This is a genomic window from Erwinia endophytica (assembly GCF_009295515.1).
GTDB lineage: Bacteria > Pseudomonadota > Gammaproteobacteria > Enterobacterales > Enterobacteriaceae > Erwinia > Erwinia endophytica.
Genome location: NZ_RQVV01000036.1, coordinates 26,004 through 48,027 on the forward strand (window position 1 = coordinate 26,004; position 22,024 = coordinate 48,027).

The following is a 22,024-nucleotide window of genomic DNA, read 5'->3' on the forward strand; positions in this document are numbered from 1 at the left end:
GTGTCGCCAGATTCAAACCACGCTTTATTTCTGAGCCATCGCCTCGAAAATCGCCGGGTAACGGCTGCCTGAAATATTTTCGGGTGAGAACGTCGCTTCCAACAGGGCACATTCATCACCGGTCAACCGCAGATCAGCAGCCCCCGCATTCTGCTCAAGATGCACGATACGTTTTGCCCCGGGAATCGGTATGATGTCGTCCCCCTGGGCCAGGACCCAGGCCAGCGCTATCTGCGCAGCGGTCACTCCCCGGCCTGACGCCATATCCTCAATCACGGTCACCAGTTTGCGGTTAGCCTCCACATGACCCGTTTGAAAACGCGGCAAGGTATGGCGAAAATCTCCCGCTTCCAGTGCCGCTGTCGTGGGAACTTTTCCGGTCAGAAAACCGCGGCCCAGCGGACTGAATGGAATAAAGGCTATCCCTAATTCGCGACAGGCGGCCAGCACGCCATTTTTTTCAACATCGCGAGTCCACAGAGAATACTCACTCTGCACCGCGGTGATAGGGTGAATAGCATGAGCCCGTCGCAGTGTTTCTGCTGAGACTTCAGACAGCCCCAGTGCGCGTACTTTGCCCTCCTTCACCAATTCAGCCATTGCGGCGACACTGTCTTCAACCGCTACCGCCGGGTCTACGCGATGCAGATAATAGAGGTCGATAATCTCGGTCTGCAACCGTTTCAGAGACGCTTCCGCTACCGCACGGGCATTCTCCGGCGTGCCATTGGTACCGGTAATATCCCCGAAATCAGTGCGCTCCCGATTGTAGGTAAAACCAAACTTGGTAGCGATGGTCACTTGCTGTCGATAGGGCTTGAGCGCTTTCCCCAACAGGATTTCGTTGCGATAAGGGCCATACACCTCTGCAGTATCAAAAAAAGTAACGCCAAGATCGACTGCACGATGCAGAGTACGGACAGAGTCTGCTTCATCCTGCGTACCATAAGCCTGGCTCAGCCCCATACAGCCAAGGCCAATAGACGAAACCGTCATGTTTCCTAACCTGCGCTGTTCCATAAAACATCCCTCCGGGATTCTGGGTGAAATGAACTCAGAATCAGCATAATTGAAGTCAGTAATGATGATAATAGGGGCAATCAAGACTGCCTTAATCTATTATTTAGAACAATGAAACGCACACAGCTCTCTCAGCTTATTGTTTTTGTCACCGTCGCCCGATGCGGAAATTTTCGTTCAGCAGCGACTCAGCTTGGCATCGCACCTTCAGCGGTGAGCCATGCCGTGGCAACGCTTGAACATGATCTTGGACTACGGCTTCTGGCCCGCACGACCCGTTCAACAAAGCCCACGGAAGAAGGCGCTCGTCTTCTTGCTCGGGTTAGCGGACCGCTTGGCGAACTTGAAGCCGGATTGACTGAAGTGACCGAGAGAGCGCTTATCCCCTCTGGCCCGTTGCGAATAACCCTGCCGTTGTTGGCAGCCAGTGAAATCATCATGCCCCGATTAGCAGAATTCAGCGCACATTATCCGGCAATCGAACTGGACATTCGGGTCGCCGATATTTTCGAGGATATTGTCGAAAGTGGCTGCGATGCGGGAATAAGACTCGGTGAGAGCCTGGAAGCCGATATGATAGCCGTACGTGCAAGCAATGCCCGGCGAAGCATTATTGTCGGCGCACCAGCCTATTTCGCCCGGCATCCCAAACCTGAACATCCCCAGGATCTGGCCGCACACAACTGCATTCGCCGTCGGTTTGAGAGTGGCAGACTCTATCGCTGGGAATTAGCCCGTGAAGGACGCACAATAAATGTCGAGGTGAAAGGTAATCTGATCCTACCACAGCAGGATCTGATACGACAGGCGACCCTGGACGGAGCAGGATTGGCGTTTCTCTTCGAAGAAACCGTCTCAACAGACCTTCACGAGGGGCGCCTGATTTCTGTTATGGAAGAATGGTGTCCATCCTTCGATGGTTTTTATATCTACTACCCTTCCCGGCGGCAGATGCGTCCCGCATTACGGGCTTTCATCGATTTCTTTCGCTATTCAATGCCGTAATCGGTCAACATGACGCAGTATAATGCGCCTGAACCCGTCGGTCAGACCGTGGACCACATAAGATGCCCGATAGCCGGTGCGACGAGCACCGTGACGATACCGGACAACATCATCACCAGACTGGATACCACCCCCTCTTCCTGGCCTATCTCATAAGCTCTGGCGGTTCCCGCGCCATGAGACGCAGCGCCGAATCCGGCACCTTTCGCCAGCCCCTGCTTCACCGCCAAGCGGATAAACAACACATCACCAACGGCCATACCGAAGACGCCGGTAATCACCACAAATAACGCCACCAGATCAGGCTGACCGCCAAGTTGTTTCGCCGCAGCCAACGCAAACGGCGTGGTAATAGAGCGTACAGCCAGGCTACGTTGGATGGCTTCCGGCAACGTTAACAGTCTGGCCAGCCAGACTGAGCTAAACACCGCCACCAGCGTGGCGGTGATCACGCCGGCCGTCAGGGATATCCAGTGACGGCGGATCATCGCCATGTTCTCATACACCGGTACGGCAAAAGCTAACGTGGCCGGCCCCAATAACCATAATAACCAGTGGCTTTCACCAATGTAGTTCCGCCAGGATATGTGCGTCACCAGCAACAATGCCACCAGCACCATCGGCGTCATCACCAGTGGCATCAACAGCAGTTTGTGCCAACGACGATAGAGTTGCTTATTGAGGTAGTAGACCAGCAGTGTGGCCACCAGGCAAAGCATACTGATAATAAAATCATGCATCACGTTTCACCTGCCTGCGTTCTGCCAGCCAGACCTCAAAGCGATACACGCGCTCTACCACCAACGCCGTGGCCGAGAGAACCAGCAATGTGCTGACGACAATCACCAGCATGATACGCCAGCCGTCAACCCGCAGCAGTTGCGAATAATTGACTACCGCCACCACCGCCGGAACGAAGAACAGCAGCATCTCAGCCAACAGCCACCGCGATCCAGCTTTCACCCAGTCAAGCGGCAATACTCGCAGCATGATCAGCGCCAGTAATAACAACATCCCCACGATGTTGGCGGGCAGCGGCAGATGCAACCAGTCCACCAGTCGCTGGGCAACCATAAAGAAAGCAATATAGAAAATAACCTGTAACGGAACCTGAATACGTTGCAGCCAGCCCGTTCCTGGCAAGCGTATTGCCAACGCCATAATGACGTCTCCCCGAGTATTGCGTTGAAATATATTATAAAGGAGTAACAAACAGTGAAAAAAATAACTTAATATTATTCAAACTATGCCTTACAGGAATGTTTATGGACGTCCGAGCCCTGCGTTATTTTGTCGAAGTGGTACGCCAGCAGAGCTTTACCCGCGCGGCGGAGCAATTGTTTGTCACCCAGCCCACCATCAGTAAGATGCTGCGCCATCTCGAAGACGAGCTGGGCTGCACGCTGCTGATCCGTGAGGGGCGCAAACTGCATCTGACCGATACCGGCCAGGCGGTCTATCAGCGCGGGCTGACAATCCTGCAGGAATTTAAGCAGTTGGAAGCCGAAATCAGTGATATTAACGATTTGAAAACCGGCGAGTTGAGACTGGGTATCCCACCTATGGTGGGAATGCAGATTGCCGGATCCATTTCGGCGTTTCGCCATCGCTACCCAGGAGTGGAACTAAAAATATCCGAATTCGGCGGACTGACGGTGCAACAGGCGGTATTGTCAGGCAGTCTGGATATTGCCATGACCGCCCTACCGGTAGCGGATGACTTGCCGCTTAATGCGCTACCGCTGATGAGTCATCCGCTGTGCGTACTGGTGCCCCGGACCACGGAATGGCTGCGTCGCAGCCATATCCCGATTGCTGAACTGAGTGAATATCCCATCCTGATTTATAACGAAGAATTTTCACTCAACCGCCAACTCATGCGCGCGTTCCATGCCAGTGGCTTTGCACCACAGATTGCGGTACGCAGCGGGCAGTGGGACTTTCTGGCCGCCATGGTACAGGCAGGAATGGGCGTGGCAATTCTGCCAGAACCAATCTGCCAGCGTCTGGATAAGCGTCATCTATTGTGGTTGCCACTGGAATCGGATCTCCTGTGGCAACTGGGATTAATCTGGCGGGAAGGCAATTATCTGTCGAAAAGCGCCCAGGCATGGATTGCCTGCTGCCGCGAGTTCTGGCCGGGTGAGGCACCGACGCTGTCAATCCAGGAGTGCTCCGGACCGGTGCAACACCGCCAGGCCACATAATACAGGCTGAGGCCAGCAACTGAAGCGATGCGCGCTAATCTCATCAAGGGCGCGCACGCCTGCCAGGCCACGCTCAAACTTTTTCTGTCAATGGCAAGATATCTTCGTGCGTATTAATTCTCGCCGTTGCCGCAACAGCGACAACAACTCCTGATGTTTCTCCAGGTCAGGATCTTGCAGGATCGCCTGTACCACCAGGGCAAAGCCGACTTTCTCACCATGCAACCCGGGGGGAAACTGCGGATGATAAGTCATGCTGTCGTGAATAAGATGAGCAATACCTGCACGGGGCGTCGCATCTTTCACCCCATTGGCCAGTCCGGCAATACAGATAGCGGCATCGATCGTATTTTGTAGTGCCATGGTGACCCGTTGCTGGCGGTTGTCTTCCACCGCCTGACGACCCTGGTTCAGGATACTCTCCAGTGAGAGTTTGGCGGCCTGCGTTTTTACCAGCAGCCCGAGTGCGCCATTCGCCAACGGCAAATAGGGTGAAAATTCATACCATTTTGCTAAGGCATCCACGATACCCGCCTGCAAAAAGCGCGGCGGTGACTGCACGATGATCCGGCTGTCCACCAGCACACAAACCAGCGCCCGCGCGCCATTAATCAGACCAATACGCGCGCCCTGCTCGTTATACAGTACACTACTGGGAGAACCGGCGGCACAGGTCATTTTTCCAAAACCAGAGGCTCCGGGCAAGGCCACAAACTCACCTTTTTTTAGCTTTAAATTTATATTATTCAGTATGATACGATGACCAGAATTTTTACTCACATTAGCCAACGAGACGACATTAATGGGTTCCTGCGACACATGAGTATTCCCCGTCAATGAAGCGGTCTGCCCCGACTGACGGACGTCTCTGTCATTGATGATTGGGGTAGTGTTTATTGCTGCGGTGATACGCATCATTATTTACTTCGGTTCAGCCAGGGCATGGAATAATATTCCACCAGCCGCATAGTAATATCGCCCGCAATACCAACACAGCATAGATATAGCGGTTTGTATATCATCACTTTGCCACAACGCTACAAATCCCTTAAGCACATCTGTCGGGGTGCAACGCCACTGGTAGACTCTTCATAAGAACGGACCCAGTCGCCCTTGATGTATTGTCGCTCATAATGTAGAGAGATCCCTGATTGTCATATCATAACTCGCCATTAGAAATAATTAAGCCAGGGTGAGCGTTCTATACTTTGATTATTGAATTATCGTTGCTATAACATCAACACCATGAAGATTTAATAAAGAAAACATCAACAGGGAGCAAGTTACATTCTGGTATTGAATCTGGAAAACATTAAAACAGCATAATCTTATCTAATTTAAGCAATACAGACTTTAACACTTATGTATATTATTCATAAGCAGCAAGGCAGCGATTTTTGTTGCTACGCAAAAATACCACATTTTTTAACCAGCCCCCAGCAGCCAACATATCTGGAGACTGATCATCACTTAATATCAGCACACTTTTTTCAATTACTGAGGTTCTGAGGTGGAAACAATAAAATCATCAAAGTATGCGTGTTGATCGGTTTCCGGCGCCCAGTCGCTGGTTGAACCGCCAAAAAAGGTATCCATTTTTATCACGCTGATACTGACATCACTGCCTTGACGTAACGTAATATTGTCCAGCTCTAATATTTTATTGCCATCAAGGTATTGCACAAACGTACCATTTGACTTGCCGATATCATTGAGAATAACGTGTTGAGTCAGTGTGTACCATTTCCCTTTTGTAAAATGAACCCCTGTCGAGAAATAATCACCACAGCGATTTTCTTTATCTGGATAATATAAATAACCATAAACAGTGCCATTCTCACGCCACATTAAACGGGTGCTAAAACCATCAAAGGTACCATTATCAACACAACCTGTTGGATGATCCCCGCCTGCCAGCCCCGGCAACTTCCCACCTTTAACCCAGTTAAAATCCGGGGAGAACATGACCCGATATTGCAGCCACAGACTTTTATGCTCATTTTTTAACGGCGCATTAAAAACCATCGCTGAATTACCGCCAATCAATCCGGCTTTATAGGTTACCTGCAGAACGTTATTCTCCGGGGTTAACGGATCCGCGACAATATTCAGACGGCCAGCGGATAAACCAGAAGCATTTCCTGGTGATATCCCCCATTGCTCCCTGAAATCAGTGGCCTGATAAGGCCCCCTGGGGAGATGATTGAAATTGACGGTTAATAATTTCTCACCCTCCGGTTCTGTACAAGAACCCGTGCCATTCACTGTCCCCTCGTCGCCGCAGTCGTCAGTCTCTGCGGTCGTCACTGGCGAATGATCGGCGACTTCCCGCCATAACGAGGGATCGATGGACGGCGTCCAGTTAGCGCCAACATGGGCGGTATGAGTCTGTATCGCTTCGTAGTTTTTCCCCTGATAGGTAACGATATCACCCGCATGATAACGCGTCCCCTCCTGCCATTCTTCGGCCGCCTGTACCTGAAAAACCAGCACACAAAACAGCAGAAAAAAAACCGAAAAAATATTATTTAATTTCATGATGGTCATTCCTGGCTATGATTTTATGTAGCAAAAACTTTAGCAAATACCTGGTGATATTACCCTTGCTAAAATTAATACCATCAGGCAACTTTTAAAATAACGCCACTCGCCAGATGAAATAAAAACACCCGCCAGCGAACAGCCTCGTTGATTTTTTACATTGGGAAAATATTGCAGAATAAAGAATGTATAGACTCATCATGAATGGGTATAACAGATGATCACGCTCAGCCCTCCGCCAGATGCAATTGGCCGACCAAAAACCAAAGAGAGTCGTGAATGTGCCACTGTCGCACATTCACAACTGAATCGTCTCCGTCAGGCTGTTGAGATCCCGACTCGTCATGGAGATCATCCCAAAACAGCCTCATGAGAGTCATCCTGGGGAGGGAAACCGGGGCTGATTTTATTCTTCTTTCTCAATCAGTAACGTTTCCAGTAGATCGAGGTCATGCAACATCTTCGTCATGGTCTCATTGCTGATCTTCTGCGTGGCCCGCAGATGGTAAAGCTCGCCTCGTTCGGCGCGCAACGCGGTCAAACGGAAACGACGCTCAAGATTCTCGGTGTATAACGCTCGCTCCAGATCGTCATTGCCATCCACCCAGCGCCGCATGTGACCGATCACCCGCGCACTGACTTCCTGCACCAACTCACGATCGATATTCTCCTCGGTATCCGCCATCAGACGCTCAGCCATCTTATACAGACTCTCGATTGCCGTGCCAGCCATCGCCGCACGAGCCATCTGCATCTCACGTCGATAAGCACTTTTATCGATACCTTCCACCCCGCGCAGCAATAGCGGCAATACCACCACACCGATCAGCAAAGAAAACAGGATCACTCCCGTGGCGATAAATACCAACTCATAACGCGCCGGAAAGGCATTGCCAGTGGTCAGGAATAGCGGAATAGACAACACACCCGCCAGAGTAATCGCCCCTCGTACTCCCGCAAAAGAGGCTATCAGCAACTCACGCAATGAATAGTTGCTGAACTCCATTGGGTGCCTGCGCAACAGACGCTGGCTGATCAACCGCATGGTCCACAACCACGCAAAACGTACCACCATCAGCGCAGCATAGACCAGCACCACCGACAACACCAACATCCACAGATCCACATTCGGATCAACTTCAGCTTCACTGATTGAAATCTGCAGAATATCAGGCAGTTGCAGACCAAGCATCAGGAATACCATGCCGTTAAACACAAACTCCAGCATCTGCCAGACACTGTTGGCGCGCAACCGCATCGCCAGCGGTGCCTGACGGATAATGCCGGAACGCGTGATGGTCATCCCCGCCGCCACAGCCGCCAGAATCCCGGAGACACCAATATGTTCGGCGATCAGATAGGAAGCAAACGGCAGCAGCAGCAGCAATACTGTCTGCGTCGCCGGATCATCGCCGCTCCAGCGATTAAAAAGACGCAGCGATCTACCGTACAGCCAGCAAATAGCGATCCCCGCTAATAAACCGCCTACCGCGACTTTCGCAAACTCCAGCGACGCGCCGGAAACGGTAAACACCATGGTTCCCATGGTGACCGCGACGGCAAACTTCAGTGAAACCAGGCCAGACGCGTCATTCATTAACGCCTCGCCTTGCAGGATCGACATGATTTTTTTCGGAATGCGCCCTTCCCCGACGATGCCAGACAGCGCCACGGCATCAGTAGGCGACAGCACCGCCGCAAGAGCAAAGGCTGGCAACAATGGAATACCCGGCACCAACCAATAAATCAGGTAACCAATGCCCACGACAGTGATCAGCACCAGCACCAACGCCAGACCGATAATCTCTCGCCCATGATGCAAAAACTCACTGGTTGGCGTTTTCAAGCCGTCAGCGAACAACAGCGGTGGGATAAACAGCACCAGGAACAGCTCAGGGTCAAAATCGACATGCAAACCAAAAGTCGGCCAGGCGAGCAGAGCCCCCAGGAGAATCTGCACCAGCGGCAGAGGAATTTGAAAAGGGATAATACGGGCAGCAACGCCAGACAGCGACACCATCAGGGTGAGTATCAGGATAGTAAAAAATATTTCCATGTTGTCCTTAAAAAGCTTCCAAATATTTGTCACCGACCTGCTTCAGCCAGGCCTTACTTAATAGTAAAACAAAAATGTAAACTATTTAAAAACAGGATGTGCACTTATTTACGGAGAAAAATGCGGAAAATGTAGTCAGCAGAAGCCGGAGATCCGGCCTCTGCTGAGGATCAAATCGCCCAACCTCCAGCGTAAAAGGCCACCAGCGCGACCGCTATCACTAGCGTACCGACATTCAGTTTACGCCACTCACCGGCAAAAATACGACCAATCACCAGCGAACCAAAGCCCAGCATGATGCCGGTCACGATATTACAGGTCAGCACGATAAATACCGCCGCCAGCAGACCAGACATCGCGTCAACAAAATCACTGAAGTCGATTTTCGACACATTACTCAACATCAACAAGCCAACGTACATTAGCGCCGGTGCCGTGGCATAACCCGGAACCAGGTAGGCCAATGGAGAGAGGAACAGGGTCAGCAAGAACAACACCCCCACCACGATCGCCGTCAAGCCTGTTTTACCGCCCGCCGCCGTACCCGCCGCAGACTCGATATACACCGCCGCAGGCGCACCGCCGACCAGGCCGGAAAAAATACTGCTCAGGGAGTCAGTAGTCAGTGCCTTACCGCCATTGATGATCTGCTGGTCTTTATCCAGCAGATTCGCCTGGCCCGCCACCGCCCGGATAGTGCCGGTGGCATCAAACACAGCGGTCATCACCAGTGCCAGAACACTGGGCAACACGGCAGGTTTCAGCGCGCCGAGAATATCCAGGCTAAATACCAGTGAATGACCCTGCGTATCCGACAGTGAAGGCATAGCAAACAGTCCCTGATATTTCACTGCGGGATCAAAGAGTAAGCCGATAATCGAAAGGGCGATCATCGTCAGTAAAATGCCGCCTGGCACGCGCAGTTTTTCCAGACCGAAAATAACGGCCAGCCCCATCAACGACATGATAACCGGGAAAGAAGCGAAATCACCCAACGCCACCGGCAGACCTGGCGCGGGATTTTTAACGACCAGGCCAATACCATCGGCGGCAATCAATAGCAGAAACAAGCCAATCCCAACGCCAGTACCGTGCGCCACCCCCATCGGCAAGTTGCGCAGAATCCAGGCCCGGATACCGGTTGCAGAAATAATCGTAAACAGTATGCCCATCAGGAACACCGCGCCCAACGCGACAGGTACACTGATATGCTGGCCCATCACCAGACTGAAAGCGGTAAATGCAGTCAGGGAAATAGCGCAGCCGATTGCCATTGGCAGATTAGCCCACAACCCCATTATTAGAGAACCAAAACCCGCCACCAGGCAGGTAGAAACGAAAACGGCTGTCGGAGGGAAACCGGCTTTGCCCAGCATAGACGGTACAACAATGACCGAATAAACCATGGCCAGAAAGGTGGTGAGGCCGGCTAAAACTTCCTGACGAACTGAACTACCGCGCGCGGAAATTTTGAACCACACGTCTAACGAACCGCCGGCCTGATGAGAAGGAGTCGACATTGAGAAAAGTCCCCTGAGATTTCTTATGATTTATGAAAAGGCAAACGATTATCCTGCCTTTATCGCTGCACTTTCAACTCTTGATCGTGCATAAATTTGTTTAAATCAGCCACTGCCGCCGACGCGTTAACCGTCAAAACTCTACCCATTCGACTGAGACCGTCGTAATAGGATTTACTTATGGCCGTAAACTTGCCAGGCATCCTCAGCCCCTTCGACAAAGGAGGGTCTATTTTAGCCCACCAGGATCCAGCAGGATCGCGCCTGTACCGCGTTCACTGAGTTGATCATCCGGATTACGCAGCGGACAGTCTTCCATCGACAGGCAGCCACAACCAATGCAACCATCCAGATCGTCACGCAGGCGGGTCAATGTGGAGATACGACTGTCCAGTTCATCACGCCACTTTTTGGTCAGCCCGGCCCACTCTTTTGGCGATATGCGTTTACCGGCAGGAAACTGCATCAAATGCTCGCCAATGGTAGCCAGAGGAATGCCGATACGCTGTGCGATTTTAATAATCGCCACGCGTCTGAGTACATCACGATGATAACGCCGCTGATTACCGGCATTGCGAAAACAGCTGATTAATCCTTTGCTCTCATAGAAATGCAGAGCCGAGACAGCAACGCCGCAGCGTTGCGCTACCTCACCCGGCGTCAGCTCGCGCTTATTCGGACAATGGCGATTTTTTTTCATTCAAGGCCTTTACCTCAAGTTAACTTGAGGAATTATACTCAGCAGCCATTGAGATGGCGAAATGAAAATTCCAGTTTATTATTTCACGCTGGGTACCAGGGAGAAGACGCAGTATGCATGACGATATCATCCACACGCTTACCGACTGGATCGAAAGTAATCTTGATAAAACACTGTCCATTGATGAAGTTGCCGCCAAATCAGGCTATTCGAAATGGCATCTGCAAAGGATGTTTCGCTCGGTGACCCACCAAACGCTTGGCAACTATATTCGTGAACGTCGCCTGACACTGGCCGCGGAAGCTTTACGCCAGACACAGCGCCCGGTTTTTGATATTGCCATGCAATATGGTTACGATTCGCAGCAAACGTTTTCCCGTGTGTTTCGTCGTCAGTTTTCCCTGACGCCAACGGCGTATCGTCACACCATGCGCCGCCAGTCACTGAAACATCCGGCAGACTTTCACTTCGACTGTAGTGATTTCCCTGGCTCGGTTTATTCGCCATCATCAGAGAAAAATAGCTGTTCTGCCTGTAATTAACCCAGGGGATTCATCCCGACAGGCGGAATGAATCCAGGAGGTCATACCTCGCCGCCTTTTAATGAAAATAATTATCGTCTTCATTTCAAAATAAACCCGCCTCGCTTAAACGCATATCTCCCCACCGATTGCAGTAAAACGGATCTAACTCACGATAAATAAAGCATTATTTTACAACATACAAAAATCCCTCCAGGCAATTATAAAAATAGTTTAATTTTTAAAATCGGATGATATAATGTGACCGTCGTCACACTTCCATGACCCTGTAGTCAGTTCAAATGAAAAGCAATCCTGGCAACTTTTCATGCGGACGGGTGACGCTGGCTCAATGTCAGGTCTGATTTGTCGCGGAGTTTTAAAAAGAGATGGCAACCTTAACCGCCAGCCTAATGTTGATGAGGTGGGAACTGGTAAGCGCAGTAATGATGTTCATGGCCAGCACGTTAAAAGTGAAGTGCCGTCAGACCAGCCATAATGGCATGGCATTCATTTTTACTGGCGTAGGTATTGGCATGTCCTGCTGGTTTGTGACCGGTCTGCTGGGCATCACTCTGAGTATGGATAACCTGCTCAACTTCTGGCATGTCACCAAAGATGTGTTGGTAGATGTCATGAGCCACACCCCGGCTGATTATCCTCTCCCTTAAAAGGCAAGCGAGCCGTTGTTCCCGGAGAAAGCGGCTCGGATAAGCTGTGATTGCACGTTCAGACTTTCTTCAGCACCACGGGCAATGCAGAGACTTCAGCAGGCGGTCCTGGCATCACGTCAGGTTTATGATCCTGCACCCACATACTCCCCATCAGCTCGTTCAGTCCCTGATCCAGCCCGGTAACCATACCTGCTCCCGGCGTAAAAGTTAGCTCTCCGAAGTAAATCCGCCCGTCATGGATATACCAGTCCACCCGCACATAGTCGAAATCACTGGCCAGCGTCTTACTCAGGTCCAGCACTTTCTGTAGTGTTGGCAATTCATGACTGATATCCAGTCCGGTATCGCGGATCTTGTAGAAGCACGATGTCAGGTTGTTGACATAGAAGTTCATCGACAACGGTGCATTACCACTGCGGTTATAAATCACCTGTAGCACATACTCAAAGTTACCGTCTTTCTTATTGAACATATGAAACTTGTAGTCGATCGCAGCAAGCCTGCCGTCGCCAACGTATTGTTCAACCATAATGCGCGGCTTGATATAACGATAATGAATCTCACGAGCCTCCAGCGAAAAGTCACAAGCAAGCCACTCTTCACAGCGCTTAATCAACCATTGCTTCTGCTTGTCGTCCGGCTCATCTAATATGATTTCAACCATGCCGGATCCATGATTAGATTTGATAACCGTATTCTTTAACGATTTAAGCCCCAGCAATGTTACAGGTTGCGCAGTTTCATGTAATAGTGGAACTAAATACTCATCGCCAATGGTTTTTGCAATATAGTCTCGTACCAATACTTTATCCGCAAGGATTCCATAACGGACATAGTCACCCGTGACAAATTTGCGATAAAGAATTTTCTCATTAAATAATTTTGGCTTGCGAATATTTGGTAACTTTTTAAATTTACGGTAATAATAAAACCTGTCCTGGTAAGACCATGGCATTTTCCTGAGAAAAAATAAGACGCTTTTTCTCAATTTCGATTTGAGTTTTAACATTTTTTACCTCATTTGTAGGTTTTGTAGTTAAGCGAGGAAAGCTGTATTTTAAGAATGACACCATTCTTAAAAAAATAATTCATTACCGTCAGGGACAAAAGTTCACTAACAAGTACGCTCCAGGCAGCGCCGGTCAATCCCCAGGCACGAATGAAAAACCAGTTAGTCGCCCCACTAATCACCAGCAGTAAAAAAATCTTCACTAGCAGATAATTAAACCCACCTTCTTTCACTATATAGCGATAAGCGACTGTTCCCATTGCCGAAAAACAGGTTCCCAACGACAATAACATGACGAGACGCCCCGATTGTGTATAGTCATGTCCATAAAGGAAACGGATAATCTCTCCGCCAAACATCGCAACAATGAGAAACATCAACAAAGAAACCGCCATAACATAGCCATACAACTTTGCTGCCAACTTTGCTGCCACATCCGCCCGCTCCTTGAAAATCTCAGAAAAGCTGGAAGTAATGATGGCCGCCGGAATAAAAATCCACGACGCAGAAATCGTGTTCGCCGCGGTAAACAGCCCCAACTCATGCGCTGATCCCACTCCCACCAGGAAAAATTGTGCCAACTTTACCTGTATAGAGATAAACATACTGGAAATAGCCAACGGCAATCCGGCATGTAACAGATAACGCAGATAGCAACGATGTTTACGCTTTGGTGGCAGATGGATGCTATTTGTCTGAAAAAAGAGCTTTCTTTTGATCAGGTAAGGCACCAACGTCACTGACACGATCGATAACGACAACCACATGGGATTCAGCTTCCACCGTGCAATGACGAAGCTAATTCCAAAACTGAGCACCATTCCTGTCGCATTGGCAACAGTATTCATGCGCGATTTCAGTCGGGCATTATTGTAAACACTGAAAATATCTTGCGTCACAAACATAGCAGACCAAAACGAAGCCATTGCGAAAACTAAAAAATTTTCCCGCATCATTAACCAGACATAAATCAGTACCGGTACGGACAGCAACAATAACAGCACCATACGTAATCTTTTTGCCACCGCCATCAGGCGAATACCTTTAGTGGTACTTTTGCTAATACTTTTAAATAAAATGGTTTCAGTGCCAAAAATAGCTACAGTCTGAATGATCGAAAATACGGAAGCAGAGAATGCCATTTGTCCCAAAACTGCAGGACCAAAAGATTTTGCCACATAAGAGGTGACAAATATCACGCCGAATACAGAGACCACCTTCTCCGACATCATCCAGGCTGCATTTGATACGACACGGTGTTTCATCCAGGCATCCTTTGTAGCGCTTAATGTATTGCAAGACCCGATACATCCTTGTCGATAAAGGAGAAAGTTATGCCAGGCACCTTCTGGACCCAAACAGGTCCTGAATCATTATTATGATAGGTATTATTCAACTGAGTGAAACCCGTTATTAAAAAATTTATTTTAACTCCATCACATTTCAAGAATGGTCAGATTATATCTGTACTTGAATATTTGTGAGTCTGGTCAAAAAATCCATGCAACCACAATTTTATTCTGGTACAGGATTCTTCCCCGCATGGGATTAATCCGTATGGCCTACTGGTTTTCGTCATCCACAAAAACGAATTTATAACAAAAAACCAAATGTCGAAAGCGAACTGTAATCCAATGAAATAAAATAGGAGAAATCTCATGATGATATTTTTTCAGAATACCTTAAGTTAATACATGACATTCAAATCGCGTACTTAACAACGTTAAGATAATTTCTTGAGCATTTAGGTCCATCAATTATCTAAGTTGTTCTCATCACATTATAGTTAAGAAAGGTAATAACATTTATGAGAAAGTCACGATATACAGAAGAGCAAATCACCAATGCTATTAAAGCATCCGAATGCGGCGTTAAAGTGAAGGCTATTTGTGAAGAACTGAAGATCTCTGAGGCAACCTTCTACAGTTGGAAAAAGAAATACTCTGGGCTTTTTTCAGAAGAAGGAAGAAGAATCAAAGAGTTAGAGGAAAGGTTACACAGTATGGAACGTGAACTGCAGATACTCTCCTCCGACAAGGAGATGCTACAAAGTGTACTGAAAAACTTCTTTACTACCAATGACAAACGTCAGGCAGTTAATTTTCTACAGAACACTTATGACATCGGAACCCGCCGTAGTTGCCGTTTGCTGGATATTAGCCGTAGTGTGTATCACTATCCATACAACTTAGAAAATCATTAGTCTCAATGGACAACATATTTTTCTATGAACACAGACTAATTAAAATATTCACTCTGTTAATTGAATAATAAACATTCATTGCAATAACAACATACATCTCTGATGAGTGGATCAACAATACTATTGCCTACCCGGCCGGACGCCTCATTGGCAACATTAAAACTACCCTTTTAAGTCATAGAGTTAGTGGTGCATTTATCTCAAAACAAAGTGATAAATGCACCCATTGTGACATTAAGAGCACTTACAGGTTACACACCACATCTCCCGTTAACTGCAAAGACAGTGCTCTCTCCTGATTTAACGCTGACTCACCACATTCGCCCTTCAGGAAAGACCATCCCATATAAAGTCTAAATAATTCAAACAGTCGACACTGACACGGGTACAGTCACAACATGACCAATGGGAAGAATAACAGGTAAACCGTTAAAAAAATTAGCCTTAATCCCCAACACACCGTAAAACCAGGTCCCTCTACACGGATAGTACCGAAAGAAATTAAGTAGTAATAATTAATTTTCAATAAAATTTAGTCCAAAATATGAACAATAGAAAAGCATTACCGCCAGCGTTTCTAATGTTTTTATCCTCATGTCGCTCCTCTTTTTTCAAGAGTACAGGAAAACTATTTGAGTTGATCTTGAGTTAATCGTGGTTTGGCAAATGAAAACTTATCTCAAAAATCATTGTTGAAAGAATAAGCAAAGAAGGTTAACTGTCCCAAACCAGGGACAAATAACATTAGCGATTATTCTTATAGCGGAACAATGGTTTCCTGTGGCAGATGCCACAAGAGTAAAAATCGATCATCGCCAGCGGAAAGTATGATTGAAAACAGGAATGGATATAATTAATTTGAATTAAAATGGCCATTTTACGGCCTGTATGGAATAACTAAACGGGATAATTGCGAATATTCCGCTCTTTAGAGAGGGGCAATCCAGCACCACAAACTCAAACTTTGTCCTGCCAGCCAGTACCACCCAAGCCTCAAGATCAGCATTAATCCGGATGATGAGCTCAGGGCCGATGCGAACTTACGCCGCCCGGCCAACGACCAATAGCATCCGTAAAACAAACGGCGCTCATGAGAGCCCGGCAGCATACCTGTTGCCAGGGTAGAAACTGCGACGCTGGGATGATGTAAACGCTACACAGCACAGTCAGATAATATCTGACCACCGCCCCCTGCCAGTACAGGGTTACTTGTTTTCTTTCTCAACGTCGTCAATTTTCCAGCCCTTATGATCCCGACGCATGGTGACCAACAACAGTTGTTGATCGTTGGGATCATTACCCAGTGTCACGTCGCCAGAGGCGGTTTCACCGTTGATAGTGAAGCGGCTGACGCTGACATGATCCACCCAGGAATCGCTGTAGTCCTGATCCTGTAGAAAATAGTCATCATCCATACCATCAGGACTTTTGATCAGTACGTAAATTTTTTGCAGCAGCTGCGGTGTCACATAATCGTTCAACTGTGGGTCGTGCTCATCAATCGGACTTTCGTCCTTGCTCAACGCACTGAGGTACCAGCTATAAAAGTTTTTGCTGATGGTCTGAGGGCCGCTAATCTGCTTCGCCACTGCGGCATGCACAGTAAGCAGCGCGATGCCCAGCGCCAGTAACCATTTTTTCATTAATACCATCTCTGCCTGATTATCTCTTCCTGCTACGGTCCATGCGCATCCCTGCGCGATGTTGCCAGAAGCGTGGCTAATTTACCCTTTAACATTATCCAGTGAGTATATTTCCGCATTTTTTTAGTAAATGTTTATACCGGGGTCACAGACAACCAATGTTGTATCACCTTGACCAGCGCGGCAGGTTGCTCCAGAGGCAGCATATGACCTGAATTATCAATGATTTCCAGGCTGGCCCGGGGAATCATCTCACACAACGTCCGGGATTCCTGCACACTGCGCATCCGATCCTGCCCGGCAGCGATCACGAATGTCGGACAGGCTATCTGATGCAGCAAATGTGTGTCACTGTTGCGCGCCATCAGCAACTGCCGACAATACGCTTCTTTACCCATCCTCAGGCTCATTTGATGAATTTGCGACTGTAAATGCACATTTTCAGCATGTTCCTGGCTCAGTGATAACGCAATCGCTTTGTGCCCAAGACCGCGAAAAGCCCCCTGTGAAGCACGCAGTGACCTGGCTGCGGCGGCCTTGAAAGCCTGTGACTGCGGGCTGTCCTGTTGACTGGAAGTGGCAATCAAAATCAGTCGCTGGACCCGTTCCGGCGCCTGACGAATCATTTCGCGAGCCACATAGCCCCCCAGTGAAAACCCCACCAGCGTGAACCGCTCTGGCGCCCCGGCCAGCACACTTGCCGCCATGGTCTCCAGTGAGTCATCTCGCGATAAATCACCATAAATCAGCGGCCCGTAAGCAGCTAAATCATCGACCATTTCCTGCCACAACCCAGCGTCACACATCATGCCAGGCACTAACACCATCCCCGCCATGTCACCCTGCTCCGTTAGCTGCAATGGATTCATGATAACAGTATTGCAACCCACTCATTCAATACTGTTGGTGATTTAAAGCTGCCCACACAGAGATGATTAATTATGCTCACAGTAAGACATCAAACACGATGGGATAAGACAACGACAGACAAAAAAAAGCCCCAATTCTCTGGGGCATTTTAGCAACATCAACAATTTTTAACGGACGGTCACAAAATTTAGAACGGAATATCGTCGTCAAAATCCATTGGCGGTTCATTGTTCGCTGGCGCACTGCCCGGCTGTGCCTGTGGACGCGCTGGCTGTCCGCCGCTGAACTGGCTACCAGCACCCTGCGGCTGCTGCGGCTGGCCCCAACCGTTGTTGCCCTGAGCGCCGGCCGGCGCGCCAGCACCACCGTTTTGGCGACCACCCAACATCTGCATGGTACCACCAACGTTAACCACCACTTCCGTCGTGTATTTTTCCACACCGGCCTGATCAGTCCATTTGCGGGTCTGCAGTGCGCCTTCAATATAAACCTGAGAACCTTTACGCAGGTATTCACCCGCCACTTCTGCCAACTTGCCGAACAGCACGACACGATGCCATTCCGTCTTCTCTTTGGTTTCGCCAGTCTGTTTGTCACGCCAGCTTTCGGACGTGGCCAGAGTAATGTTGGCAACGGCACCACCATTTGGCATGTAGCGGACTTCCGGATCTTGACCCAGGTTACCCACCAGGATCACTTTGTTTACGCCTCTGCTGGCCATGTTCGTGTCTCCGATAAATGTTCTGCTTTCAGTCTAAGCCGGAAATTCTAACACTGTATACCCGCAAATCCTATCTTCGAATCCCGCGCCAGGATGTTCCCTTGAACCTTGCATTATTACTTTCCACCGCTGGAGATGGATCGTAAAATTTTCCTCTGTCAAACCTGATCTTGCAGAATACCTGGCGGACAGAATGAATAAAACACTGTATATCCAATCAGGTTTTTATATGCCATAATGACAGGCTTCATTCTGGCCGTGCCGGACAGGTATGGCGAGGTCTGTGTTAATCCGGGAATTGTCAATGGATAAGATCGAAGTACGGGGTGCCCGCACCCATAATTTGAAAAATATCAACCTGATCATCCCTCGCGACAAACTGATTGTTGTCACCGGCCTGTCAGGTTCGGGGAAATCCTCGCTGGCGTTTGATACGCTGTATGCCGAAGGGCAACGCCGCTATGTGGAATCGCTTTCCGCCTATGCGCGCCAGTTTCTCTCCCTAATGGAGAAGCCGGATGTTGATCACATCGAGGGGCTGTCGCCCGCTATTTCGATCGAACAGAAATCAACCTCGCACAATCCCCGCTCCACTGTCGGCACCATTACCGAAATTCACGATTATCTGCGACTGCTGTTTGCCCGCGTAGGTGAACCGCGCTGTCCGGATCATGACGTCACGCTGGCCGCGCAAACCGTCAGCCAGATGGTGGATAACGTACTGGCGCAACCGGAAGGACGCCGATTGATGCTACTGGCGCCGATCGTGAAAGAGCGCAAGGGCGAACACACCAAAACGCTGGAAAACCTGGCATCACAGGGGTATATCCGGGCACGTATCGATGGTGAAGTCTGCGATCTGTCGGATCCACCGAAACTGGAGTTGCAAAAGAAACACACTATCGAAGTGGTGGTGGATCGCTTTAAGGTTCGCGAGGATCTGCAGCAACGCCTGGCCGAATCATTTGAAACCGCACTGGAGCTTTCCGGCGGGACCGCCGTGGTCGCCGACATGGATGAGCCAAACGCCGAAGAATTGCTGTTTTCAGCCAACTTTGCCTGCCCGAGCTGTGGTTATAGCATGAGTGAGCTGGAACCGCGCCTGTTCTCCTTTAACAATCCAGCTGGCGCCTGTCCGGTCTGTGACGGTCTGGGCGTTCAGCAATATTTCGATCCGGATCGCGTCGTGCAGAATCCGGAGCTTTCTCTGGCGGGCGGCGCGATCCGTGGCTGGGATCGCCGCAACTTTTATTACTTCCAGATGCTGCGCTCTCTCGCAGAACATCTGCATTTCGATATCGAAGCGCCCTTCAACTCACTGGATGAAAAAACGCGTAAAGTGATCCTTTACGGATCCGGCAAAGAGAATATTGAGTTTAAGTACATTAATGATCGCGGGGATATGTCGATCCGTCGCCATCCGTTTGAAGGCGTGCTGCACAATATGGAACGCCGCTATAAAGAGACGGAGTCAGCGGCGGTTCGTGAAGATCTGGCAAAGTTCATCAGCAGCCGCGCCTGTACCAGTTGCGAAGGTACGCGCCTGCGGCGTGAAGCACGCCACGTGTTTGTTGAAAACACCACGCTCCCGACGATTTCCGATATGAGCATCGGCCATGCGCTGGCGTTCTTCCAGAATATCAAACTGAGTGGACAGCGAGCACAAATCGCTGAAAAAGTACTGAAAGAGATCGGTGATCGCCTGAAGTTTCTGGTCAATGTCGGCCTGAACTACCTGTCGATGTCCCGCTCGGCCGAAACACTGTCTGGCGGCGAAGCGCAGCGTATCCGTCTTGCCAGCCAGATTGGCGCCGGACTGGTCGGCGTGATGTACGTACTGGATGAACCGTCGATCGGCCTGCATCAACGCGATAATGAACGTCTGCTGGAAACGTTGGTGCATCTGCGCAACCTCGGCAACACGGTGATAGTGGTAGAGCACGATGAAGATGCTATCCGCGCGGCCGATCACGTGATTGATATTGGCCCAGGCGCGGGTGTCCACGGCGGCGAAGTCGTGGCAGAAGGCACCGTCGAAGCGATCATGGCGGTAGAGGCTTCCCTGACCGGGCAATTCCTCAGCGGTAAGCGCCAGATTGCGGTGCCGAAGGAACGCGTTAAAGCTGACCCGAATAAAGTCCTGAAACTGACTGGCGCAAAGGGCAACAACCTGAAAGAGGTGACGCTAACGCTACCTGTCGGGCTGTTCAGTTGTATCACCGGCGTGTCTGGCTCGGGTAAATCCACCTTGATCAACGATACGCTATTCCCGATTGCTCAGCGCCTGCTCAACGGGGCAACCATTGCAGAACCCGCGCCGTATCGCGACATCAGCGGTATGGAACATTTTGATAAAGTTATTGATATCGACCAAAGCCCGATTGGCCGCACGCCACGCTCAAACCCGGCTACCTATACCGGTATTTTCACCCCGGTGCGTGAACTGTTCGCGGGTGTTCCAGAATCACGCGCTCGTGGCTACACTCCGGGTCGTTTCAGCTTTAACGTCCGCGGCGGACGCTGTGAGGCCTGTCAGGGCGACGGTGTTCTCAAGGTGGAAATGCACTTTCTGCCAGATATCTACGTACCCTGCGATCAGTGCAAAGGCAAGCGCTATAACCGTGAGACGCTGGAAATTAAATATAAAGGCAAAAGTATTCACGAAGTGCTGGAGATGACCATTGAAGAAGCCCGAACGTTCTTTGATGCCGTCCCGGCGCTGGCGCGTAAGCTACAGACCCTGATGGAAGTGGGGCTTTCCTATATTCGCCTCGGCCAGTCAGCCACCACACTGTCCGGCGGTGAGGCTCAACGAGTGAAACTGGCGCGTGAACTGTCGAAACGCGGCACCGGTCAGACGTTGTATATTCTTGATGAGCCAACCACCGGTCTGCACTTTGCCGATATCCAGCAATTACTGGCGGTGCTGCATCAGTTGCGTGACCAGGGCAACACCATTGTGGTGATTGAGCACAATCTTGATGTGATCAAAACCGCTGACTGGATTGTTGATCTTGGTCCGGAGGGCGGCAGCGGTGGGGGGGAAATCCTCGTCTCCGGTACGCCAGAAACGGTAGCGAAGTGCACAGCGTCACATACTGCCCGTTTCCTGCAACCCCTGTTGAATAAGTCGTGATCCGCTGAGTGGGTGAAGCCTCTGTGCATCGTAAATAGATCCGCAGGGGCCGCATTTTATCCTTTTCTTGCTGCCAATCCCCTTCGCGCCGTGCACGAAATTTATACGATCCTGCCGAGTAATACCTGACTTATTTTAGGGAACTTTTGCTTCATCAAACAAATATTTGCAGAATCAGGCAAGATTTAAACAGATTCC

Annotated in this window: 19 protein-coding genes; 6 read left to right on the top strand and 13 right to left on the bottom strand. The window is 49.6% G+C overall.

All coding sequences use genetic code 11. From position 1 onward, the window contains the following. Positions 1-24 precede the first annotated feature (24 nt). On the bottom strand, positions 25-1,020 hold the full coding sequence (locus EH228_RS11335) for an aldo/keto reductase (RefSeq protein WP_152321772.1): 996 nt from the start codon (positions 1,018-1,020) through the stop codon (positions 25-27). 111 nt (positions 1,021-1,131) lie between these two features. Here EH228_RS11335 and EH228_RS11340 point away from each other — a divergent pair, with 111 nt between their 5' ends. Continuing rightward, positions 1,132-2,025, top strand: coding sequence for a LysR family transcriptional regulator (locus EH228_RS11340; RefSeq protein WP_152321773.1), 894 nt, complete (start codon positions 1,132-1,134; stop codon positions 2,023-2,025). A 41-nt stretch (positions 2,026-2,066) separates the two neighbouring features. On the opposite strand, the gene EH228_RS11345 is transcribed toward EH228_RS11340, so the two are convergent. Next, positions 2,067-2,765 (bottom strand): LrgB family protein, encoded by a 699-nt coding sequence (locus tag EH228_RS11345; protein ID WP_152321774.1) that lies wholly within the window; start codon positions 2,763-2,765, stop codon positions 2,067-2,069. Beyond that, positions 2,758-3,186 (bottom strand): CidA/LrgA family protein, encoded by a 429-nt coding sequence (locus tag EH228_RS11350; protein WP_152321775.1) that lies wholly within the window; start codon positions 3,184-3,186, stop codon positions 2,758-2,760. Before EH228_RS11350 ends, EH228_RS11345 begins: the two co-directional genes overlap by 8 nt. A 104-nt stretch (positions 3,187-3,290) precedes the next feature. Between EH228_RS11350 and EH228_RS11355 the strand changes: the two genes are divergently transcribed. After that, complete coding sequence (locus tag EH228_RS11355) at positions 3,291-4,232, top strand: LysR family transcriptional regulator (protein WP_152321776.1); 942 nt, start codon at positions 3,291-3,293, stop codon at positions 4,230-4,232. 87 nt (positions 4,233-4,319) lie between these two features. Here EH228_RS11355 and EH228_RS11360 read toward each other — a convergent pair whose 3' ends face one another. The 5 genes from EH228_RS11360 to soxR form a co-directional block, all read right to left on the bottom strand. After that, the gene (locus tag EH228_RS11360; protein ID WP_152321777.1) at positions 4,320-5,150 is read right to left on the bottom strand and encodes a dehydroquinate synthase/iron-containing alcohol dehydrogenase family protein; all 831 of its coding nucleotides are present in this window, start codon (positions 5,148-5,150) and stop codon (positions 4,320-4,322) included. A 576-nt stretch (positions 5,151-5,726) separates the two neighbouring features. After that, positions 5,727-6,770 carry a polysaccharide lyase gene (locus EH228_RS11365; RefSeq protein ID WP_193323330.1) on the bottom strand — a complete coding sequence of 348 codons (1,044 nt, stop codon included), beginning with the start codon at positions 6,768-6,770 and terminating at the stop codon, positions 5,727-5,729. A 409-nt stretch (positions 6,771-7,179) separates the two neighbouring features. Next, positions 7,180-8,829 carry a Na+/H+ antiporter gene (locus EH228_RS11370; protein ID WP_152321779.1) on the bottom strand — a complete coding sequence of 550 codons (1,650 nt, stop codon included), beginning with the start codon at positions 8,827-8,829 and terminating at the stop codon, positions 7,180-7,182. Positions 8,830-8,999: 170 nt separating this feature from the next. After that, positions 9,000-10,349 carry an NCS2 family permease gene (locus EH228_RS11375; RefSeq protein WP_152321780.1) on the bottom strand — a complete coding sequence of 450 codons (1,350 nt, stop codon included), beginning with the start codon at positions 10,347-10,349 and terminating at the stop codon, positions 9,000-9,002. 229 nt (positions 10,350-10,578) lie between these two features. After that, positions 10,579-11,049: a redox-sensitive transcriptional activator SoxR gene (gene soxR, locus EH228_RS11380; protein WP_152321781.1), complete on the bottom strand. Its 471-nt coding sequence runs from the start codon at positions 11,047-11,049 to the stop codon at positions 10,579-10,581. Positions 11,050-11,162: 113 nt separating this feature from the next. Between soxR and soxS the strand changes: the two genes are divergently transcribed. Next, positions 11,163-11,591 carry a superoxide response transcriptional regulator SoxS gene (gene soxS, locus EH228_RS11385; protein WP_152321782.1) on the top strand — a complete coding sequence of 143 codons (429 nt, stop codon included), beginning with the start codon at positions 11,163-11,165 and terminating at the stop codon, positions 11,589-11,591. A gap of 368 nt (positions 11,592-11,959) precedes the next feature. Beyond that, positions 11,960-12,241, top strand: a complete 282-nt coding sequence (locus tag EH228_RS11390) for a YjcB family protein (protein WP_152321783.1) — start codon at positions 11,960-11,962, stop codon at positions 12,239-12,241. 58 nt (positions 12,242-12,299) lie between these two features. On the opposite strand, the gene EH228_RS11395 is transcribed toward EH228_RS11390, so the two are convergent. After that, on the bottom strand, positions 12,300-13,253 hold the full coding sequence (locus tag EH228_RS11395; RefSeq protein ID WP_152321784.1) for an ATP-grasp fold amidoligase family protein: 954 nt from the start codon (positions 13,251-13,253) through the stop codon (positions 12,300-12,302). Between the two features lie 8 nt (positions 13,254-13,261). After that, on the bottom strand, positions 13,262-14,518 hold the full coding sequence (locus tag EH228_RS11400; RefSeq protein WP_152321785.1) for an MATE family efflux transporter: 1,257 nt from the start codon (positions 14,516-14,518) through the stop codon (positions 13,262-13,264). A 542-nt stretch (positions 14,519-15,060) separates the two neighbouring features. Between EH228_RS11400 and EH228_RS11405 the strand changes: the two genes are divergently transcribed. After that, positions 15,061-15,456, top strand: a complete 396-nt coding sequence (locus EH228_RS11405; RefSeq protein ID WP_152321786.1) for a transposase — start codon at positions 15,061-15,063, stop codon at positions 15,454-15,456. 1,205 nt (positions 15,457-16,661) lie between these two features. Here the strand turns inward: EH228_RS11405 and EH228_RS11410 are convergent. The 3 genes from EH228_RS11410 to EH228_RS11420 all read right to left on the bottom strand — a co-directional run bounded on the left by EH228_RS11410 (position 16,662) and on the right by EH228_RS11420 (position 18,690). Next, complete coding sequence (locus tag EH228_RS11410) at positions 16,662-17,099, bottom strand: DUF3828 domain-containing protein (protein ID WP_152321787.1); 438 nt, start codon at positions 17,097-17,099, stop codon at positions 16,662-16,664. 134 nt (positions 17,100-17,233) lie between these two features. Further along, positions 17,234-17,968, bottom strand: coding sequence for an alpha/beta fold hydrolase (locus tag EH228_RS11415; RefSeq protein ID WP_152321788.1), 735 nt, complete (start codon positions 17,966-17,968; stop codon positions 17,234-17,236). A gap of 188 nt (positions 17,969-18,156) precedes the next feature. Then, positions 18,157-18,690 carry a single-stranded DNA-binding protein gene (locus EH228_RS11420; RefSeq protein WP_152321789.1) on the bottom strand — a complete coding sequence of 178 codons (534 nt, stop codon included), beginning with the start codon at positions 18,688-18,690 and terminating at the stop codon, positions 18,157-18,159. A 304-nt stretch (positions 18,691-18,994) separates the two neighbouring features. On the opposite strand from EH228_RS11420, the gene uvrA reads away from it, so the two are divergent. Beyond that, the gene (gene uvrA, locus EH228_RS11425; protein ID WP_152321790.1) at positions 18,995-21,826 is read left to right on the top strand and encodes an excinuclease ABC subunit UvrA; all 2,832 of its coding nucleotides are present in this window, start codon (positions 18,995-18,997) and stop codon (positions 21,824-21,826) included. Positions 21,827-22,024: the final 198 nt, after the last annotated feature.

What these genes read in the sequence shown, in the direction of transcription:
- EH228_RS11405 (WP_152321786.1), top strand. Translation starts at nt 15,061, where the DNA reads ATGAGAAAGTCACGATATACAGAAGAGCAAATCACCAATGCTATTAAA.
- EH228_RS11390 (WP_152321783.1), top strand. Translation starts at nt 11,960, where the DNA reads ATGGCAACCTTAACCGCCAGCCTAATGTTGATGAGGTGGGAACTGGTA.
- uvrA (WP_152321790.1), top strand. Translation starts at nt 18,995, where the DNA reads ATGGATAAGATCGAAGTACGGGGTGCCCGCACCCATAATTTGAAAAAT.
- EH228_RS11365 (WP_193323330.1), bottom strand. Translation starts at nt 6,770, where the DNA reads ATGAAATTAAATAATATTTTTTCGGTTTTTTTTCTGCTGTTTTGTGTG.
- EH228_RS11350 (WP_152321775.1), bottom strand. Translation starts at nt 3,186, where the DNA reads ATGGCGTTGGCAATACGCTTGCCAGGAACGGGCTGGCTGCAACGTATT.
- soxR (WP_152321781.1), bottom strand. Translation starts at nt 11,049, where the DNA reads ATGAAAAAAAATCGCCATTGTCCGAATAAGCGCGAGCTGACGCCGGGT.
- EH228_RS11335 (WP_152321772.1), bottom strand. Translation starts at nt 1,020, where the DNA reads ATGGAACAGCGCAGGTTAGGAAACATGACGGTTTCGTCTATTGGCCTT.
- EH228_RS11415 (WP_152321788.1), bottom strand. Translation starts at nt 17,968, where the DNA reads ATGAATCCATTGCAGCTAACGGAGCAGGGTGACATGGCGGGGATGGTG.
- soxS (WP_152321782.1), top strand. Translation starts at nt 11,163, where the DNA reads ATGCATGACGATATCATCCACACGCTTACCGACTGGATCGAAAGTAAT.
- EH228_RS11345 (WP_152321774.1), bottom strand. Translation starts at nt 2,765, where the DNA reads ATGCATGATTTTATTATCAGTATGCTTTGCCTGGTGGCCACACTGCTG.
- EH228_RS11360 (WP_152321777.1), bottom strand. Translation starts at nt 5,150, where the DNA reads ATGATGCGTATCACCGCAGCAATAAACACTACCCCAATCATCAATGAC.
- EH228_RS11370 (WP_152321779.1), bottom strand. Translation starts at nt 8,829, where the DNA reads ATGGAAATATTTTTTACTATCCTGATACTCACCCTGATGGTGTCGCTG.
- EH228_RS11400 (WP_152321785.1), bottom strand. Translation starts at nt 14,518, where the DNA reads ATGAAACACCGTGTCGTATCAAATGCAGCCTGGATGATGTCGGAGAAG.
- EH228_RS11410 (WP_152321787.1), bottom strand. Translation starts at nt 17,099, where the DNA reads ATGAAAAAATGGTTACTGGCGCTGGGCATCGCGCTGCTTACTGTGCAT.
- EH228_RS11395 (WP_152321784.1), bottom strand. Translation starts at nt 13,253, where the DNA reads ATGTTAAAACTCAAATCGAAATTGAGAAAAAGCGTCTTATTTTTTCTC.
- EH228_RS11340 (WP_152321773.1), top strand. Translation starts at nt 1,132, where the DNA reads ATGAAACGCACACAGCTCTCTCAGCTTATTGTTTTTGTCACCGTCGCC.
- EH228_RS11355 (WP_152321776.1), top strand. Translation starts at nt 3,291, where the DNA reads ATGGACGTCCGAGCCCTGCGTTATTTTGTCGAAGTGGTACGCCAGCAG.
- EH228_RS11420 (WP_152321789.1), bottom strand. Translation starts at nt 18,690, where the DNA reads ATGGCCAGCAGAGGCGTAAACAAAGTGATCCTGGTGGGTAACCTGGGT.
- EH228_RS11375 (WP_152321780.1), bottom strand. Translation starts at nt 10,349, where the DNA reads ATGTCGACTCCTTCTCATCAGGCCGGCGGTTCGTTAGACGTGTGGTTC.